The organism is Archangium sp., from assembly GCF_045802675.1.
In the GTDB taxonomy this organism is placed as follows: domain Bacteria; phylum Myxococcota; class Myxococcia; order Myxococcales; family Myxococcaceae; genus Archangium.
The window spans coordinates 154,364-172,039 of sequence record NZ_JBJMQO010000052.1 but is presented as its reverse complement, the minus strand read 5'-3'; the positions used below and the strand labels follow the sequence as shown (position 1 = coordinate 172,039).

Sequence of the window (17,676 nt, the reverse complement as noted above, 5' to 3'; positions counted from 1 at the left end):
TAACCATCCGCCTCGGCCGACGTGTCCCCACCCCAGGCCGAGGTGATGCCGGACGCGCTCGGCCGGGAGGGCGAGCCCACGAACGTCACCTGCGGCAGCGGCCAGAGCGAACCGTACCGGTGGGCCGGAAAAATCCACGTCCCGTTCTCGCGCTGAAAGAGTGCCCGTACGCATAACCCCGGTGAGGAAAGGACCGCCCGCGAGCGCCTCTCCATCGTTGATGCAAGCAGGCAAGTGCCCGCGTAGGGTGTGCGGCTCCCCCTCACCCGGAGTGTGTATGCGCAATGCGATGAAGCAGCTCGGTATGGGTCTCGGTGTCCTGTTCTCCCTGGGTTCCGCGTCGGTGGCCCTGGCCTATCCGCCGCAGTGCTACGACGTCTGCTCTTGCAACAGTAGCTGCACCGCGACCTGCTACCAGGGCACCTTCAGGACCACCTGTTCGGATGAGATCTGCGTGGACTACTGCCGGGCCAGCGCGCCCCAGGCCTCTGTCTCCCAGTCCTCCTCCACCCAGGACGAGCAGGAGCAGCAGGACGCTTCCCAGGACGTCTGCACCGAGAAGACGGAGCAGGCCAGGTCCTCGAAAAGCTGAGTCCGCGCTTCACAGGGAGCCCGTCCGGGCGCTCACCCCACCGGGTGCCGCCACGGACGTTAGCCCCTGGAGCAGGGACTGAGCCGGGTCCCGAGAAGCGAGCCCGCTTCTCGGACCCATTCGGGAAACGGGTTCCGAGCCACCGCGAGGCGTGCACTCCCCCGGCGGCGCAATAGAATCCGCGCCCCATGCAAACCCTTCAAGGATGGACGGCCCTCGTCACCGGGGCCAGCTCGGGAATCGGTGAGGCCTGTGCTCTCTCGCTCTCCCAGGCTGGAGCGCGGCTCGTGCTCGCGGGCCGCCGCGGCGAGCGGCTCGAGGCCCTCGCCTCCAAGCTCCAGACGCCCTGCCATACGCTCGTCCTCGACGTGCGCTCGCGCCGGGACGTCGAGGCCTCGCTCGCTTCCCTGCCCTCCGACTTCGCCGCCGTGGACGTGCTCGTCAACAACGCCGGCGTCGGCCTGGGCCTCGAGCCCGCTCACGAGGCGTCGGTCGACGACTGGGAGACGATGATCGACACCAACTGCAAGGGGCTCGTCTACGTGACGCGCGCGCTGCTGCCCGGCATGGTGAAGCGCAACCGCGGACACGTGGTGAACCTCGGCTCGGTGGCCGCCACCTACCCCTACCCCGGCGGCAACGTGTACGGCGCCACCAAGGCCTTCGTGCACCAGTTCACCGAGAACCTCAAAGCCGACCTCGCCGGCACGCGCGTGCGCGTCACCGACATCCAGCCCGGCATGGTCGAGACCGAGTTCTCGCTCGTGCGCTTCAAGGGCGATGCCCAGCGCGCCCACAAGGTCTACGAGGGCATGGAGGCGCTCAGCCCGGCCGACATCGCCGACATCGTGCAGTGGTGCGTCACCCGCCCCGCCCACGTGAACATCAACGTCGTCGAGGTCATGCCCGCCGACCAGGGCTTCGGCCCCTTCAACATCAAGCGCCGCTGAAGCCCATGGCCCAGCGGACGGTTCACTGCGCGGACGCCCTGGTGTGGCTCGAGGCCCAGGGCGTGCTCGCCGGGTGCTCGCTCATCACGTCCATGCCCGACGTGTCCGAGTTCCCCTCCCTCTCGCTCGCCGAGTGGAAGGACTGGTTCGTCCGCACCGCCAGCCTCGTGCTCTCGCGCTGCCCCGACGACGGCGTCACCATCTTCTACCAGACGGACATCAAGAAGGACGGCACCTGGGTCGACAAGGGCTACCTGGTGCAGAAGGCCGCCGAGCAGTCGGGGCACTCGCTGCTGTGGCACAAGGTCGTCTGCCGCGCCGCGCCCGGTGGCGTCACCTTCGGGCGGCCCGCGTACTCGCACATGCTGTGCTTCTCGCGAGGCGTGCGCGCCGACCTCTCGAAGTCCACCGCGGATGTGCTGCCCCAGGCCGGCGAGGTGACGTGGACGCGCGGCATGGGCGTACAGGCGTGTCTCGCCGCCTGCCGCTACGTGCTGGAGAACACCCCCACGCGCACTGTCGTCGACCCCTTCTGCGGCCATGGCACCGTGCTCGCCGTCGCCAATGACCTCGGGCTGGATGCCATTGGCGTCGAGCTCAGCCGCAAGCGCGCGAAGAAGGCGCGCACGCTGCGTATGCCATTGGGCGACGCGGAGCCGGAGCCCTCGGACGAGTAGCCCCCCATCTCACGGCACGTCTCGCGCGACCCCGGGGGCAGGCGCCGGGGACAGCACGCCGGCGAGGAAGCGGGTGAACTCGAGCGCTCCGGCGTAGTCCAGGTGTGACTCGTCCGGGGCCTCGAGGTGCGCCAGCGCGGGCACGTCCTCGAAGGTGACGCCCCTGCCCGTGCGCTGGATGAGCCGGTCCCAATAGAGCGCGCGTGGGAAGCGCTCGTCCTCGATGCGCCGCACCGTGCCCGAGGTGATGGGCCGGACGAAGAGGACGTCCCCTCCGCGCGCACGGATGCGCTCCACGGCGGAGGCCACCCGCTCCAGCAATTCCTCCCACTCCTGGGGCTCGGGGGCCCGGCCGTGCGTGTCGCGGAAGACGTGCACCCACTCGGCGCGCATCTCCGCGAGCTTCGTCGCCTCGAACTCCCGGTGGTACGAGCGGTCCGCCAGCAGCCAGACGGGGTTCGGGCGCGGGAGGCTCCGGTTCAGCAGCCAGTGATGGACGACGGCCTTGGGAAACAAATCCGGGTGCAGCACGGCGAGGCGCTCCTGCAGCGGCAACCGCAGGCGCGTCTCCCAATGGGCGGCCAGGGTGCGGTGCCGGTGCTGCTCCACGCACGCCGCGGGCTTCGTGCGCGTCTCCGAGTCCCCCACCGAGAAGAACATCGTCGGGCTCACCTCGCACAGCACCCGCCCGCGGAAACGCTCGTCCCGCGCGAGCTCCTCCAGCACCGGCAGGCTGCTCGAGGCGTTGAGGGCGAGCTCGAACACCGGCTGCCCCCCGAGCGCCTTCGACAGCGCCTCGGGCACCACGTCCGTGCGGAAGCGCGAGGAGCCCAGCAACACCACCCCGCGCCCATCTCCCTCGTCGCTCGCGCGGGTGCGCATCCACGACCAGAGCTCCGGCGTGTCCTTGGGCTCGGGCCGGAAGCCCCGGTGGCGCCAGCCCAGCTCGGCCCCGAGCAACAACCCTCCGGCCAGCAGCAGGGCCACCCACCACACGCGCCCCGCCGGGGCCGACGCGGGCACCTGACTAGAACTGAAAGTAGATGAACGCACGGTCCACTCCGGACGCGGTGACGAGGGCCACGAGCATCGCCGTCAGCGCGCCCGCCGAGGCCCACCAGGGCACGGACTCGAAGACGCGAGGCAGCGGCACGTCGCGGAAGCGCCACTGGCAGGCCACCATCACCCCCAGGCACGCCACCGCCAGGAGCGTGTCCCCTCGGCTCATCAACCCACCGGCCCCGGCCGCGGTGACTCCCGCCATGGCCTTCACCACGGTGAACGCGGAGGCGAAGTCCGGCGCGCGGAAGAACACCCACGCCACGCAGACGCCCAGCAACGTCACCGCCACGCCCGCGAGCCTCCCCGCCGTGCCCTTCGTCCAGGAAAAGCGAGTCAGGCGCGGCCGCAGCAGGCGCTCGGCGATGAGGAACAGCCCGTGCAGCCCGCCCCAGACGACGAACGTCCACGCCGCGCCGTGCCACAGGCCGCCCAGCAGCATCGTCACCAGCAGGTTGAAGTACGTGCGCCCCGGGCCCTTCCGGTTCCCGCCGAGCGGGATGTAGAGGTAGTCGCGCAGCCAGCTCGACAGGGAGATGTGCCAGCGCTCCCAGAAGTCGCTGAAGCCCAGGGCCGCGTAGGGGCTCTTGAAGTTGTCGGGCAGCTGGAAGCCGAAGCACAGCGCCACGCCGATGGCGCACAGCGAGTAGCCCGCGAAGTCACAGAAAATCTGTCCCGAGAAGGCCAGCGCCCCGCCCCAGGCCTCCCAGACATTGGGCCGCACGCCGGGCGCGAAGACCGAGTCCGCCACGGGGGCGAGCAACCCATCGGCGAGCACCGTCTTCTCGAAGAGGCCCAGCACCAGCAGCAGCAGGCCCCAGAGCAGTTGGGGGGCACTGGCGCGCCGCTCCCCGGTGCACTGGGGGAGGAAGTCTCCGGGGCGGACGATGGGCCCGGCCACCAGGTGCGGGAAGAAGGTGAGGAAGAGGGAGAAGTCGAGGAACGAGTCCCAGGGCTTCTCATGGCCCCGGTAGACGTCGATGGTGTAGGCGAGCGACTCGAACGTGTAGAACGAGATGGCCACCGGCAGCACGACGTCCATGCGCGGCACCACCAGGGGCACGCCGAGCGCCTGGAAGAAGGCATTGGCGTTGTCCGCGAGGAACGGGCCGTACTTGAAGAAGCCGAGCAGCCCCAGGTTGCTCACCAGGCTCACCATCAGCAGGGCCTTCTTGCGCCGCTGCGTCCCGGCCCGGGCCAGGGCACGCGCGAGGAAGTAGTCGAGCGTGATGGCGTACCAGAGCAGCGGCAGGAACAGCGGATTCCACGCCGCGTAGAAGAGGCTGCTGGCCACCAGCAGGTTCACCTTCCGGACCCGCCACGGCAGCGGCAGGTAATGCAGTCCGAGGGAGACCGCCAGGAAGAGCAGGAAGGAGAGGGAGTTGAAGACCATGCGCCGAGCCCCCGCGAGGGAGCGCGCATGTTGCCCCGGGGGGCGGTCGGCGGTCGACCTCCGCGTGGCCGCAGCCGGGGGCCTGCTCGCCTGGATGGCCTCCGCGCTGTCCGGGGCTCACCGCGAGCGGCACGTCAGGGCGCTCGAGCGGGGCGCCACCTCGAGCACCAGCGCGCAGCTCGCCGCATCCCCTTCCTGGCAGGCCCGCTGGAGGAAGCGCATGCCCTCGGTGGCCTCGCTCTCGACGGTGGGCTCGCTGAGCAGCAGCGCCCCGAGCACCCCGCAGGCCGGCGCGGAGCCCGCCCCGCATTGCCGCTGCGACACGCGCGAGACGTCATCGAGGAACTCGCACGCCCGCGCCTCACCCAATCGGCACGCGCGCTTGAGGAGCCCCGGCAGCTCGAGCCGCGTCCCGTTCTCGGCCGGCTGGTGCCGCAGGGCGTCGTAGAGCGCCAGGCAGCCCACCGCCGCGCCCCGGTCACACGCCTCGCGGAAGAGCGCCCGCTGCGTGGCATCATCCTTCATGCCCCCCCGGTGCTCGAGCGTCTCCACCATGAGGAGCCGGCAGGCCTCCGACGAGCCGAGCGCGCACCCCCGGGTGAAGAGGTCATCGGCGCGCGTGGACGCTCCCGCGCCGGACTGGAGCGAGAGCACGCCCTCGTTCGCGCAGGCCGCGCCATTGCCCGCCTCACACGCACGCGCGTAGAGCTCGAAGGCCTTGCCGGCGTCTCGCGAGACGCCCAGCCCCTCGTGGAAGGCCTCGCCCAGGAACCGGCACGCGAGGCCATCCCCCGCGTCGCAGCCCCGCTGCGCGAACAACGCCAGCAACTCCTGCTCCGGCGAGGCGTCCCTCCGGCGCGCGTCCTCCGTGAGCCCGAGCACTGCGATTCCACACCCGACCTCCGGGTGCTTGTCGCAGGCCTCCTGGAGCTCCGCCCTTCCCGCCGCCTCGTCCCGGGGCGCCCCTTCGCCCAGCAGCGTCGAGAGCCCATGCCGGGCACAGCCCTCGCCATCTCCCTGCTCACAGGCCCGCTGGAACAGGTCGCGCGACGCTTCTCCCTCCACCCTTCCGAGCTGCGTGCAGCCTTCTCCCACTCCGAGGGCGCAGGCCCTCCGGGCAACCTCGGTCCGCTTCTGGGTATCGCAGGCCGATGTGGCGGGGACTCGCAGCAGCGCCTTCAGCGTGTCGCGGCAACTCGCGGCCTCCGCGCAGAGCGCACTCGCGGTGTCCCCGGTAGGTGCCGGCTCGAGCGGCCGCACCGCCCCGCTAGAGGTGCCACAGCCCACGAGAACGAACAGACCCATCGTCAGTGCACTCAATCCGAACCGATTGGCTCCCACAGGATCTCCTTGGCTGCGAGCAATGTGGTCTCTCGGTCTTGAGAATCTCTTACGTTGTCTTTACGGATTGATTGCCCCTTCATGACGAAAGATGAACGTACCGGGGGCAACGTTGGCTCTCAGAGCAACGGGCCCTGGATGAAGGGGACCTCCGTCCTCGCCTCCAGCTCCAGGAAGTCGTACAGCGCCGTCATCACCGCGTGCGGTTGGTCCCACATCACGAAGTGCCTCGCGTGCTCCACCCGCACCAGCTTCGCTCCCGGTATCTCCCACACGAGCCGCTCGCCCCACTTCACCGGCAGGAGGGTGTCGTCCACGCCCCATATCACCCGCGTGGGCACTCCCACGTGCGCCAGCCTCGGCACCAGCTCCTGTGTCTGGTTCGTGTTCAGCGCCGCCGCGTTGCGCACGAGGGAGAGCTTTCCCACCTCCGTCGCGTACGGCTCCAGCAGTCCCTCCACCACGCCCTCTGGGGGCGCCGTCGCGAAGCCCGCTCGCTTCAGGGCTGTCTTCAGCGTCCGCTGCACCGCCTGCGCCGAGAACTTCCTCGCCACGCCCGGGTGCCCGAGCTGCACCATCAGCTCGAGGGGCCACGCGTCGAAGCAGACGCTGTTCATCAGGCCCAGCCTCGACACCCGCCGCGGGAAGCGCAGCGCCAGGTGCTGCGCCACGCCTCCGCCAATGTCGTGCCCCACCACCACCGCGTTCTCCACGCCCAGCCGGTCCATCCACGCATCCAGCGCCTCCGCCTGCCGCGCGATGGACCTGTCGAACGCGTCCCGCCGGTCCGAGTACCCGTACCCCAACAGGTCGGGAATCAGCACCCGGTGCGTCATCGCCAGCGCCGGCAGCAGCCCGCTCCACAGGAATCCCCACGTGGGGATTCCGTGCAGCAGCACCATCGGCTCGCCCCGCCCCTCGTCCACGTAGCTGATGAAGCGCTGGCCCAGTTCCACCACCTTCTGCTTCGTCTGATAGTCGCGCCAGTTCATCGCAGCTCCTCACCCACCACGAAGTCCGGCACCAGCCGCGCCTCCGCCGGGAAGGGCACCCGCCGCTCCAGGTCTCCCACGTCGCTCACCAGCGCCGCCATCACGAGCACCAGCATCGGCAGCCTCCACTCGCACTGGGCCGTCACCCGCTGGATTGCCTCCGCGTCCTCGTGCAGCACCACCAGGCGCTTCGCCGACAGCGCCACCTCGTAGGGCAGGCCGCGCGCCAGGTGCCTCGACGTGGCCAGCAGCCGGTCACTCGCCCGTGCCCACTCCTCGCTCTTCAGCCTCGGCTCGAGCCGCTCCCACGCCGCCTCCAGGTAGCTCGGCCACAACGCCAGTCCCCGGAAGTCCCCCGGCAGCGAGGGCGGCCCCACCGTCTCCAAAATGTCCGTGAAGAGCTTGCGCAGCCGCGCGTCGTCCGGCCGCTCCGACACCCACTCCATCGCCATCATCCGCGCCGGAGCCCCCCGTTCAATACGCTCGGCGCTCCCCAGCGGCAGCAGTGCCCCCACCGCCTCGTCCTGCAACGCGAGCTGCACCGCCGACGTGAACACCAGCATCTTCGGATTCAGGTAGTGGTACAGCTCCAACGCCCCACGCAGGTGATAGCGCTGGCTCTCCCCCAGCGGCACCGCGTCCCACGCCCCCAGCCGCTCCCACCCGTCCACCGCCTCCGCGGCCCGCGCGCGCACCTCGTCCGCGGCCGACTCGAAGGCCCGCGTCTCCGTGTTCGGCCCCATCGCCTCCCACATCGCCACCAGGAAGCGCTCGAAGCCCGCCCACGTGCGCACCGTCACGTCCAGCCCCGTCACCCGCAGCGTCTGCCGCAGCTCGTGCAGCACGCGCTCCAGGTCGCCATTCGCCTCGCGCTCGCTCACCTGCCTGGGTCTGGCCATGGACGCACCTCCTCCGGTCGGAAGATGTGGCGCGAGTCAGGCGAGGGCAGGGAACACGCGCCAGGTCCTTTGCCTCACGGTACGCCAGGCAACGGCCTCTCTGCCCGTTCACGCAGCTGCGAGCTCCACCGTGAACGTGGAGCCCTCGCCCGGCTGGCTCTCCACGGAGAGCGTCCCCCCGTGGGCATCCACCACCTGCTTCACGAGGTAGAGGCCGATGCCCAGTCCCCCGTAATGCTGCTCCGACACCCCGCGCGAGAACCGGTCGAAGACATGGGCCGCTTCGCCCGCCGACATGCCGATGCCGTGGTCGCGCACGGATTTGCTGGAGCCGGTCCACCAGGGCCTGCACGTCGCGGCGGTAGTCCGTGAGGAGTGCACCGCCGTGGCGAGGCACGCTCTCGCGAGGGGACGTGTCCATGACTGTGATTGGAAGATGAGGCCCCCCGCGTGGGGGGACAGTGGCCGCGACGGGTAGACCGTCACCCAATCCCGCCCCAGGGGGCACGGGTGTCACCTCCCAGGGCCTTTCCGCCCGAATGACCTGATGGGGCCTACGCGCTTTCACTGAGACCGCGAACGCAACATTCCTACCGGCCGCTGTTTGACTTCATGGGAGCCGCCGGGTTCTCCTTTCCCTGCGTGGCGGGCGCACTCCGCTCCCGCGCATGACAACCCACGTGCCGTCCTGGCGGTGCGCGGGTGGGGGGATACAGCGATGCTGCCGCAGGAAGGGCTCTTCCACTCGCCTGGCGCTTTCAGTGGCATCGCCATTCTGCGCCTCCTTCGTGACGTGGCCCGCCCGCAGCTGCGCGACGTCATCTCCTCCCTCCACCACGAGCTGAGCACGACGCGCGGGCTGCACGCGGTGCTCGGCCTCCAGCCCGCGCTGCTCCCTGGCGCTCCCCCAACGCCCGTACTGCTGCCTCGCGAGGGCCCCACCGCGCGCTTTCCCTCCTCCCAGTCGCACGTGCTCGTCCAGGTGAGCGCGGGCAACCGCGAGCTGCTGCTGGGCTCGCTGCGGCGCGTCCTCGCGCTCTCCAAGGGGGTGCTGTCCCTCGAGGAGGAGCTGCTCGGCGGCCGCATCGGCGAGGGGCGCGAGGCCTTCGGCTTCCGCGATGGACTGGTGAAGCCCACGCGCGAGCAGGTGAAGCGCACCGCGCTGGTGCCCTCGGGGCCGCTGGCCGGGGCCTCGTGGCTGCTCTACCTGCGCTTCCACCAGGACCTGGAGCGCTTCAGCCGCCTCAAGGAGCGGGCCCAGGCGCACGTGGTGGGCCGCACCCGCGAGGGCGAGCTCGTCGTGGACCCTCCCGCCGAGGCCCACATCCTCCGGGCGCGCGCGGCCGGTGCCGGCGACAGCTCGCCCCTCATCCGCCGCGGCTTCCCCTTCCGCCACGGGGGCGAGGAGGGCCTGGCCTTCGTCGCCGCGTCGGCCGACCCCGCCCATTACCAGCGCTCGCTGGACGCACTGCTCGGCGCCGGAGGCCAGACGCCGGACGCGCTGCTCCGCTACGCCACCGCCGTGGGCGGCGGCCTGTACCTCGCGCCGCCCCTCGGCTGGTTCCAGGCCCTTTCCCCACAGGAGGCCGCCTCATGAAGGTGCTGGTGCTCGACTGTGACGTCCGGGTGTCCCGCGCATTGGAGCGCACGCTGCAGGTGCTCGGCCACGAGGTGCGCTGTCCCACCTCCGCCGCCGCGGCGCGCTCCACCCTCCAGGCAGACGCCGCCGTGGACGTCATCCTCGCCGCCCAGCACCTGGAGGAGGGCGAGACGGGCACCGGCTTCCTGCGCTGGGCCGAGGCCCACGTCCCCCGCGCGCGCCGCGTGCTCATCTCGGGCACGCACTGCCCTCCGGATTTCGTCGAGCAGCCCGGCAGGCAGTGCTTCCAGGCCAAGCCCTTCGGCCGCAAGGAGTTGGAGGCCCTGCTCGGCTCGCCCCACCCGGGCGCGTGAAGAAAGTCCCCCCTACCCCCCCGATTCACCCAGACAACAGTCCGGCCCGCATGCCGGCGGAGGTAAAACAACGATGAACTACAACAATGTCCGTGGTCCCCGTGTGGTGGGGTTGAATGTGGCCTCCTCGCTCAGCGAGTACATCATGCGCATCCAGGAGTTGGGCGCGGTGGAGGGAGCGGACGGCGCGCTCCTCATCAGCCCCGAGGTCATGCCCGTCATCCACGCGCTGCACCAGGTGCTCTCGGGCGGCACGGTGGAGCTCAACGTCACGCACCGGGGCAATCCGGACATCTACAACGAGCTGAACCGCCGCGTGGAGCAGGTGGGGCAGGAAGCCAACGCCATCAACAAGGCGGCGGGCTTCTATCTGACCGCGACCATATGAGCCCCGCCTCCCGCGCATCCCGAGCCCTCCAGGCTTCGTTCCGTCGTTGGGTGAATGCCCAGGACGCGCGGGAGGTATTGCCCGCGGCCACGCTCGGCGGCTGGGTGAGCCTGGGCGTGGTCATCGCGGGGGTGCTCGCGGCCGCCACCTGGGCCCCGGGGGCGCGCACCTTCTTCGGCCTGTCCTTCCGCCCGGCGCTGCTGTGCTTCGTGCCCGCCTTCGTGCTGGGGGTGGGCTTCGCGCTGGTGCACCGGGGCCGGCAGCACATCGAGGGGTGGGGCTGGCTGTGGCTGGTGCCGGGCACGGCGAGCCTGCACTTCTTCATGGCGGGCGTGGCGGCGCTCTCGGACATGCGGGGGGCCACGGTGTTCGCGGCCCTGCTGCTCTTCACCGCGGCCTTCCATGGGCGGCTGCACCGGGTGACGCCGCGCCAGCCCTTCCTCGCGCTGGGCACGGTGGTGGCGGTGGGGCTGGCGGCGCTGCTGCGGCGCTCGGAGGAGCACCTGGCCCTCTTCGCCGTCATCGGCCCGGCGGCGGTGATGGCCGAGCTGTACCTGGGCATCTTCGCCGTGAAGCACGACGAGGCCCGGCGCGAGGCCGAGCAGCTGCGCGCCGCCGTGCAGGCCCAACTGCTGGAGCAGCAGGATCGCGACGTGGGCCGGCTGTCCCAGACGCTGGTGCAGATTCTGGGCTACAACCACGACATCAACAACGCGCTGATGAGCGTGAGCGCCGCGGCGGACATGCTCGCCGTCATGGGGGTGCAGCGCAACAACCTCCCCCGCGCCGAGTTCGAGGAGCTGGTGCGCGAGCTGAACGAGGGCCTCACGCGCATCCGCGACATGGTGACGGAGATACGGCAGAAGGGCCGGCGCTCGGTGATCAACGAGCCGGCGAACGTGGACCTGGAGCCGGTGCTGGAGTCGGTGCGCACCAGCCTGGGCTGGCGCTTCCCGGACGTACGCTTCCAGCTCAAGGTGGAGGGCCCGGCCCACGCGCTGGTGCGCGGCGGCGTCACCACCATGCGGCGGGTGGTGGAGAACCTCATCCTCAACGCGTGCGAGGGGGATGGGCAGCGGGGCGCCACGCTGGTGGAAATCACCGCGCGGGTGGAGCCCTACAGCGGGCGGCTGGAGGTGCTCATCGCCGATGATGGGCCGGGCTTCCCCGCGGACAAGCTGGCCGCGCCCATCGAGGGCCTGTCCACTACCAAGCCGCATGGCACGGGCCTGGGCCTCTACACGTCCGAGTGCCTCATCCGCGCCAGTGGCGGCACGCTGGAGCGCCACAACCGGCCGGTGGGAGGAGCGCAGGTGCGGATGCTGCTGCCGAGAGAGCTGCGATGAGCGCGGGCGTGGTGTTCCAGGAGGCGCTGCGGGTGCTGAGCGAGCACGCGCTGCCGGAGGAGGCCGAGCGGGACGTGCTGGTGGCGCTGGAGGCGGGACGGCCCGGGCCGCTGGCGCTGCTGTACGCGGCGGGAGCGGAGGCGGGGCTGGCGCGCGGGGTGATGCTGCGGCGGGCGGCGGGCCTGTTCTTCTGCTTCTGCGCGGCCAACCTGGCGGATGACCTGTCGGACGGGGACTGCACGTACTACGCGGAGCCGGTGCGCACGGGGCCGGGGGTGCAGTTCGCCCTACAGGGGCTGTGCACCGCCACGGTGGCCCGGGCGGACGTGCCGGCCCCGGTGCTGGCGGAGATGGGCCGGGCGCAGGTGGCCATGGCGGCGCTGCAGGCGCTCGAGGTGCGCACGGACGCGTGGACGGCGCCGCGCTTCCAGCACGTGGCCGAGGGCATCGCCGGAGCGCAGTGGTCGCTGTACCTGCGCGTGCTGTGGGAAGGTACGCCGCTGGCGGAGCGGGCGGTGGAGGTGGGACGGAACCTCGGCGTGGTGGCGCACGTGGCCGAGGACATCCGCTCGAAGGACGCGCGCTTCCACGGCATGCCCGAGGAAGACAGACGCCAGGTGCTGTCCTGGGCGAGGGACGCCGCCGAGGCGCTGCGCCAACAGGGCCTGCGGTGCCTGGACGCGGTGCTGCGCACGGTGGATCCGGTGCTCGGCGGCGCGTAGCCCTCCGTCACTTGGGCGGAGGAGGGGGAGGAACGTCGGCTCCCGGGCCTCCGGGCTCGAACCACACGCGCGAGCGCGCCAGGTCCAGCGTGATGACCCACCGGCTCAGGAACGGCATCCCCACGTTCCCGTCGATGATCATGTCCGGCAGATGGACGTTGCCCTCGACGGTGACCCCGCCCACCAGGTCGAAGCGCGCGGGCTGGGGCTGCTCCCCCTTCGGGTCCAACCCCAGCAGCGGGGCGATGTGCTGGGACACCAGGAGCGTCCCTCCGTTGCCCGAATCGAGCTCGAACCACGCGAGCCCCTTCGGCGTCCGTGCCGCCGCGGAGACGCTCAGCGCCGCCCCCTGCGCCTCCCGGCTGAGCCGCGCCTGGCCCTCGCGCATCGTCCGGGTGCGCTCGGCCAGACTCTCCGGGGTCTCGACCGTCATCCAATGGTGACCCAGGTCCAACGTCAGCGCCTGTCCGGCGAAGGCATCCAGGGCGAGCACTCCATCGACCGGCTCGGCCTCATGGGGGAACGCCGCCATGGTGTCGTACACGGCGGCCACCGGGACCGTCAGCGGCAGCCCCCCCACCTCCAGGCGCAGGTCGTTGCACCGCGGCGTTTCGAACCGCGCGCCCATCATCTGGAAGCCCGTGATGCGCCCCCACGGCTCGCACCCCACCTTCCGGGCGAACTCCGGGGAGATCTGGGTGATGCCTCCACCCGTGTCGAACATGAAGGTCCCCGTCTGCGAGCCCGCCTTCACCGTGATGGTGCGCAACCGCTTCCGCCAGGCCGGGAGGGGAATCTTCACGGGCGCGCTCGGAGCGGTGGCCCGGTTCTCCCCGCTCGGAGCCGGCGGTGCGCCCGGGGTGCCCGCGCAACCGGCGAACACCTCACAGCATCCCGCGACGGCCATCGCCGTCATGAAACTCCTCGCTCCGCTCCCGCTCCGGTGACTCGCGCGCATGTCCATCCTCGTGGGAAATCGCGAGGCGCGAAGCTGCCAGTCAGGTCAGCAGGCGGGCAAGCCATTCCCGGCGGGCCGTCCCCATCTTCTTCCTCCAAGGCAAGACACCGGAGGAGCAGAGCACATGGAGGCACTCGAGGAGCTGGAGCGCGCCGGGCCGCTGGCCTCGCGACTGGCGGTGGCGCAGGGCGTCTTCGATGTCGTCACCGGCGTGTGGCCCATCGTCCACCTGCGCAGCTTCGAGGCGGTGACGGGCCCCAAGCGCGAGGGCTGGCTGGTGAAGACGGTGGGCGCGCTCATCACCGTCGTCGGCGGCACGCTGCTCACCGCGGGCCTGCGCAAGCGCGTCACCCCCGAGCTCATGCTGCTGGCCGCGGGCAGCGCCGCGGCGCTCACGGCGGTGGACATCCGCTACTCGCCCCAGCGGATTTCACCCGTGTACCTGCTGGACGCGGTGCTCGAGGGCCTCCTCATCACCGGCTGGTGCGTGGCCGCCGCGCGCCTCTGGAAGGGCCGGAGCGCCGAGCCTCCCGCGCCCCGGTACACCTCGCCCGAGGACGCGGCCGGCTTCCCCACGTAGCGCCTCACTCCGCGGGCGCGGTGAACCAGTCCAGCGCCTCGCGGGCGGTATCCGCGGGCACGGTGTGGGGCCCGTCGAACTCGCGGTAGCGCACCGCGTAGCCCGCCTGCTCCAGGAGCGGCACGAGGCGCCGGCTGCACGGCTCGATTCGCAGCACCTCGTCCTTCACCCCGTGCGAGACGAACACCTTCGGCTCGCCCCGCTGCGCCGCCGGTGCGAGGAAGCCCGGCGAGAACGCCACCACGTGGGTGAACAAGTCCCCATTGGTGAGCCCCAGCGACAGGGCATACGAGGCCCCATCCGAGAAGCCCTCGAGGGCGAGGCGCCCCGGGTCCACCGCGTAGTGCGCGAAGACATACGCGAGCGCCCGGTCGAGGAAGGCCACGTCCGGGCCGAACCCGTCCTCGGCGAGGAGGTCCCACGTGAGGCCCCGGGAGTCCGGTGCGAGCAGCAGCACCCCCGCCTCGTCCGCGAGCTTCTGCCACGGGCTCAGGGCGTGGCGCGCATTGCCTCCGGCGCCGTGCAGCATCACCCCCAGGGGCGCGAGCCGGTCCACCCGGTAGCTCCTGGGCACGAAGAGGAGCCCGTCGCGCCGGCCTCCGAGTCCCAGGGGCAGCAGGCCCCGGGCCGGCGCCACCACCGGGGGCGGCTGGGGACGCGCGCTCAGCCGTCCCTGCTTCACCGCGTCTCCGGAGGTTGCCGCCTGCGTTCCCGTCCTCGCCATGTCTGTCGACTCCTTCGCCGAGCGGATTCCCCACGCGAGCAGCAGCACGGCCCCGGTTCCCCCCACCCGGGTGAGCATGGATCAACACCCTCCCCGCGCGATACGGGGACGGTGTCTTCATGCCGTCATGGGCCTGCCTGGCCGCCCTCCGCGGCCGGTGCACGGGCGTGTCGGCGTGAGGGGAACCTCGGACAACCTGGCCCGCCCCTGTTTCCTTCCGAGCACCCGCCCGCGTCCTCCCTCCAACACGCCGCCCACCCATGAACCCTCCCGAGCCCGTCAACGCCTCTCCGCCCATGGGCGGGTAGTGCCCATCGAATCCTTGGAAGTCGAGCGACGTGAGGTGGAGCGCAGAACACGTGAACTCCGCACTTCCGCTGCTGCTTGGCGTGGTGCATTTTGGCTGACCCGCCGCCGATCCTGGCGGCACCACCCAGGAGCCTTGCATGCCTCGCGCGCTCACCCTGGTGAGTCTCCTGCTCTTTTGCCTACCTGTGCGGGCACAAGGGAGCCCTTCTCCCACCGATGCCGATACCCTCGCCCGCCGCCTGGGCGAGACGACGTGGGGCATGGAGGAGCTGCTCGGCGGCAAGGTGGAGGAAGTGACAGTCACCGTGCGGGTGGAGGAGCTGGACGGGGACGGCAACATCAAGCACGCCGAGGAGCGGGTGGACCGCTTCACGGTGAAGGACGGCCAGCAGCACCGGGAAATCCTCCAGGCGCGCAAGGACGGCCAGGACGCCACCGAGTCCATGCGCCGCGAGCTCGAGGAGCGCCAGCGCAAGGGCGAGGTGCGCACCGAGTTCAACTCGGTGAACCTGCCCTTCGCGGCGTCCTCCCTGGGGCAGCACCGCTTCTCGCTGGCGGGCCCGGACCCCAAGGACCCCCACAAGCTGCGCCTGCGCTTCGAGCCGCGCGCGGACCCCGCCCCCAGCGTGCACAAGGGCGAGGCGCTCGTGGACCCGAGCACCGGGCAGCTCATGAGGCTCGACTACAGCCCCACGGAGCTGCCGCACCTGGCGGACCGGGTGGACGTGCGCATGGACTTCCGCCCCCAGCCGGGCGTGGGCCAGGTGATCGACACGCTCCACGTGGACGCCGAGGGCGGCCTGCTCTTCTACCGCAAGCACCTGCGCATCACCGCGCGCTACTCCAACCTGGTGCCCGCCGGCGGCGCCGCGAAGGCCACGGCCGCCACGCGCTGACTCGCGTCAGACCGCGCGGGGACGACCGGCCCCGTCTTCTCCACGAGCCACGCGGGAGCGCCCGGGGCAGGTGGAAGTCCTGCCGGGCCCCTCGTCAGCCCCCCTCCGGCTCCTCCTGGCCCTTGTCCACCACGGGCAGGAAGACGCGGAAGGTGCTCCCCTCGCCCACGGTGCTCTCCACCGTCATCACCCCGCCCAGCCCCCGGATGATGTCGTGGCAGAGCGACAGGCCGAGCCCTGTCCCCTCGCCCACGGGCTTGGTGGTGAAGAAGGGCTCGAAGATGCGCTCGAGGTACTCGGCGGGAATCCCACAGCCGGTGTCGTGCACCTCCACCACCGCCACCGAGGCACTGTGCAGGCGCGTCACCAGGCGGATTTCCCCGCCCCCCGGGGGCAGCGCCTGCGCGGCGTTGACGACCAGGTTGGTGAACACCTGCGCGAGTTGCACCGGGTTGCCGAGCACCGGGGGCACCTCGTCGTAGTCGCGCTCGAGCCGGCACCGGCCGCGCAGCCGGCCCGAGGCCAGGCGGAGGGCGCTCTCCAGCACCTCGTTGAGGTACAGCGGTTGCGAGATGACCGGCTCCCCGCGCGAGAGCGCCTGGAGGCTCTGGACGATGAGCCGCATGCGCTCGGTGCCCTCGCGGGCGTCGGAGAGCGCCTCCAGCAGCTCGCGCAGGGCGTCCTCCGGCAGCGCGAGCTGGCGCAGCTCGGTGCCGATGAAGCCCAGGTTGCTGGAGACGTACGCGAGCGGGTTGTTGATTTCGTGGGCCACGCCCGCCGCCAGCATCCCGATGGAGGCCATGCGCTCGTTGAGCCGCAGGCGCGCCTCGTTCTCGCGCTGCTCGGTGATGTCGCGCACCGTGATGGCCAGGCAGCCGCCCACCGCGCTCACGTGGCGGCGGAACCAGCGCCGCCCCCGCCTGCGCAGCACCTGCTCCACCTCGGCGTCATGCGGCTCGCCCGTGCGCGACACCTGCTCGCACACGTCCGCGGGCGCGATGAAGGCCGCCTGGGGGAACTCGGACAGCAGCCGCCCCTGCGCCGCCCGCGCCCCACAGCCCAGCAACGACTCCGCCAGGGCGTTGAGGCGCACCAGCCGCGGGCCCTCGCCCCCGGTGCGCAGGATGAAGAACGCGCCGGAGCCGCTGCCGGCCGCCGCCTGGAAGAGCGCCTCGTTCTGCAGCCAGGCCTCCTCGCCCCGCCACTGCTGCGACAGGTCCCTCCGGGTGCCGAGCAGCCCCACCACCTCCCCTCGCGGCGAGTGGAGGCGCCACTGGATGGAGCGCCACACGCGCGGACCTCCCGACGGGGACTCGCTCGCCTCGGAGTACAGGGGACCGCCCACCAGCAGCACCCGCCGCTCGAGCTCCAGGGAGTCCCGCGCCTCCTGCTCGGGCAGCAGCTCGCGGTCGGTTCGGCCCAGAATCCGCTCCATGGGCAGGCCGAACCAGCGGGCTCCGGCGCCGTTGAGGTAGGTGTAGCGGCCCTGGACATCCTTGGTGAAGACCGGGTCCGGCATCGCCTCGGCGAGCGAGAGGAAGAGCTCCCGGTAGGGCAGCTCCGGTGGTGCGGGAATCCCTGACGGCTCCGGCGGACACTCCCACACGATTTCCCGAGCCCTCTCCGAGGCCTCGGCAGACACACGCCTTTCGTTCATGGCGTGACGGAAGTAGGCACGGGGCAACCCCCCGGGAAGTCTCCCACCCGAACAAACCACGCCCCCTCTGTCCGGCACCCGACGCTTCCCCTGTACCGCGGGACAGGGGGAGCCCGTCGGCAAGAAGTCCCGTCCCAGCGGGGAGCCGGCGCGAGCGGGCCGGGACGGTGCGGCGCGAGGCGCTCCGAGGAAGGCGCCTCCGGCACGCGGGTTGCTTTGGCCGCCGGGCGCGGACGGGAC

20 protein-coding genes are annotated in these 17,676 nt (G+C 71.4%); 11 read left to right on the top strand and 9 right to left on the bottom strand.

Features of this window, described 5'->3' with window-relative positions; translation table 11 throughout:
• Positions 1–21: 21 nt before the first annotated feature.
• The 4 genes from ACJ8AN_RS16175 to ACJ8AN_RS16160 all read left to right on the top strand — a co-directional run bounded on the left by ACJ8AN_RS16175 (position 22) and on the right by ACJ8AN_RS16160 (position 2,219).
• Positions 22–156 carry a hypothetical protein gene (locus ACJ8AN_RS16175; protein WP_407756258.1) on the top strand — a complete coding sequence of 45 codons (135 nt, stop codon included), beginning with the start codon at positions 22–24 and terminating at the stop codon, positions 154–156.
• 121 nt (positions 157–277) lie between these two features.
• On the top strand, positions 278–592 hold the full coding sequence (locus tag ACJ8AN_RS16170) for a hypothetical protein (protein WP_407756257.1): 315 nt from the start codon (positions 278–280) through the stop codon (positions 590–592).
• A 188-nt stretch (positions 593–780) separates the two neighbouring features.
• On the top strand, positions 781–1,542 hold the full coding sequence (locus ACJ8AN_RS16165) for an SDR family oxidoreductase (RefSeq protein WP_407756256.1): 762 nt from the start codon (positions 781–783) through the stop codon (positions 1,540–1,542).
• A 5-nt stretch (positions 1,543–1,547) separates the two neighbouring features.
• Positions 1,548–2,219 (top strand): DNA methyltransferase, encoded by a 672-nt coding sequence (locus ACJ8AN_RS16160; protein WP_407756255.1) that lies wholly within the window; start codon positions 1,548–1,550, stop codon positions 2,217–2,219.
• A 9-nt stretch (positions 2,220–2,228) separates the two neighbouring features.
• Here ACJ8AN_RS16160 and ACJ8AN_RS16155 read toward each other — a convergent pair whose 3' ends face one another.
• The 6 genes from ACJ8AN_RS16155 to ACJ8AN_RS16130 form a co-directional block, all read right to left on the bottom strand.
• The gene (locus tag ACJ8AN_RS16155; protein WP_407756254.1) at positions 2,229–3,242 is read right to left on the bottom strand and encodes a hypothetical protein; all 1,014 of its coding nucleotides are present in this window, start codon (positions 3,240–3,242) and stop codon (positions 2,229–2,231) included.
• Positions 3,243–3,246: 4 nt separating this feature from the next.
• Positions 3,247–4,671, bottom strand: a complete 1,425-nt coding sequence (locus ACJ8AN_RS16150) for an MBOAT family O-acyltransferase (RefSeq protein WP_407756253.1) — start codon at positions 4,669–4,671, stop codon at positions 3,247–3,249.
• A gap of 117 nt (positions 4,672–4,788) precedes the next feature.
• Entirely contained in the window at positions 4,789–5,976 is a 1,188-nt protein-coding gene (locus tag ACJ8AN_RS16145) for a tetratricopeptide repeat protein (protein WP_407756252.1), read from the bottom strand.
• A gap of 155 nt (positions 5,977–6,131) precedes the next feature.
• Positions 6,132–7,004 carry an alpha/beta fold hydrolase gene (locus tag ACJ8AN_RS16140; RefSeq protein ID WP_407756251.1) on the bottom strand — a complete coding sequence of 291 codons (873 nt, stop codon included), beginning with the start codon at positions 7,002–7,004 and terminating at the stop codon, positions 6,132–6,134.
• Positions 7,001–7,903, bottom strand: coding sequence for a halocarboxylic acid dehydrogenase DehI family protein (locus ACJ8AN_RS16135; protein ID WP_407756250.1), 903 nt, complete (start codon positions 7,901–7,903; stop codon positions 7,001–7,003). Before ACJ8AN_RS16135 ends, ACJ8AN_RS16140 begins: the two co-directional genes overlap by 4 nt.
• Before the next feature lie 108 nt (positions 7,904–8,011).
• Complete coding sequence (locus tag ACJ8AN_RS16130; protein ID WP_407756249.1) at positions 8,012–8,221, bottom strand: sensor histidine kinase; 210 nt, start codon at positions 8,219–8,221, stop codon at positions 8,012–8,014.
• Between the two features lie 400 nt (positions 8,222–8,621).
• On the opposite strand from ACJ8AN_RS16130, the gene ACJ8AN_RS16125 reads away from it, so the two are divergent.
• The 5 genes from ACJ8AN_RS16125 (at position 8,622) to ACJ8AN_RS16105 (ending at position 12,312) form a co-directional block, all read left to right on the top strand.
• Entirely contained in the window at positions 8,622–9,500 is an 879-nt protein-coding gene (locus tag ACJ8AN_RS16125) for a Dyp-type peroxidase (protein ID WP_407756248.1), read from the top strand.
• A complete protein-coding gene (locus ACJ8AN_RS16120; RefSeq protein WP_407756247.1) occupies positions 9,497–9,856 on the top strand; it encodes a hypothetical protein in 360 nt (119 codons plus the stop codon). The genes ACJ8AN_RS16125 and ACJ8AN_RS16120 overlap by 4 nt, the downstream gene beginning before the upstream one ends.
• A 73-nt stretch (positions 9,857–9,929) precedes the next feature.
• Positions 9,930–10,244: a hypothetical protein gene (locus ACJ8AN_RS16115; protein ID WP_407756246.1), complete on the top strand. Its 315-nt coding sequence runs from the start codon at positions 9,930–9,932 to the stop codon at positions 10,242–10,244.
• A gap of 50 nt (positions 10,245–10,294) precedes the next feature.
• On the top strand, positions 10,295–11,590 hold the full coding sequence (locus ACJ8AN_RS16110) for a sensor histidine kinase (protein WP_407756245.1): 1,296 nt from the start codon (positions 10,295–10,297) through the stop codon (positions 11,588–11,590).
• A complete protein-coding gene (locus ACJ8AN_RS16105) occupies positions 11,587–12,312 on the top strand; it encodes a hypothetical protein (protein ID WP_407756244.1) in 726 nt (241 codons plus the stop codon). The genes ACJ8AN_RS16110 and ACJ8AN_RS16105 overlap by 4 nt, the downstream gene beginning before the upstream one ends.
• Before the next feature lie 7 nt (positions 12,313–12,319).
• Here the strand turns inward: ACJ8AN_RS16105 and ACJ8AN_RS16100 are convergent, their stop codons facing one another.
• Positions 12,320–13,228 (bottom strand): aspartyl protease family protein, encoded by a 909-nt coding sequence (locus ACJ8AN_RS16100; RefSeq protein ID WP_407756243.1) that lies wholly within the window; start codon positions 13,226–13,228, stop codon positions 12,320–12,322.
• A 166-nt stretch (positions 13,229–13,394) separates the two neighbouring features.
• Here ACJ8AN_RS16100 and ACJ8AN_RS16095 point away from each other — a divergent pair, with 166 nt between their 5' ends.
• Complete coding sequence (locus ACJ8AN_RS16095) at positions 13,395–13,850, top strand: hypothetical protein (RefSeq protein ID WP_407756242.1); 456 nt, start codon at positions 13,395–13,397, stop codon at positions 13,848–13,850.
• 4 nt (positions 13,851–13,854) lie between these two features.
• Here the strand turns inward: ACJ8AN_RS16095 and ACJ8AN_RS16090 are convergent, their stop codons facing one another.
• Complete coding sequence (locus tag ACJ8AN_RS16090; RefSeq protein WP_407756241.1) at positions 13,855–14,652, bottom strand: alpha/beta hydrolase; 798 nt, start codon at positions 14,650–14,652, stop codon at positions 13,855–13,857.
• 368 nt (positions 14,653–15,020) lie between these two features.
• Here ACJ8AN_RS16090 and ACJ8AN_RS16085 point away from each other — a divergent pair, with 368 nt between their 5' ends.
• Positions 15,021–15,779 (top strand): hypothetical protein, encoded by a 759-nt coding sequence (locus ACJ8AN_RS16085; RefSeq protein ID WP_407756240.1) that lies wholly within the window; start codon positions 15,021–15,023, stop codon positions 15,777–15,779.
• A gap of 94 nt (positions 15,780–15,873) precedes the next feature.
• Here ACJ8AN_RS16085 and ACJ8AN_RS16080 read toward each other — a convergent pair whose 3' ends face one another.
• Positions 15,874–17,385 carry an ATP-binding protein gene (locus tag ACJ8AN_RS16080; RefSeq protein ID WP_407756239.1) on the bottom strand — a complete coding sequence of 504 codons (1,512 nt, stop codon included), beginning with the start codon at positions 17,383–17,385 and terminating at the stop codon, positions 15,874–15,876.
• Positions 17,386–17,676 lie beyond the last annotated feature (291 nt).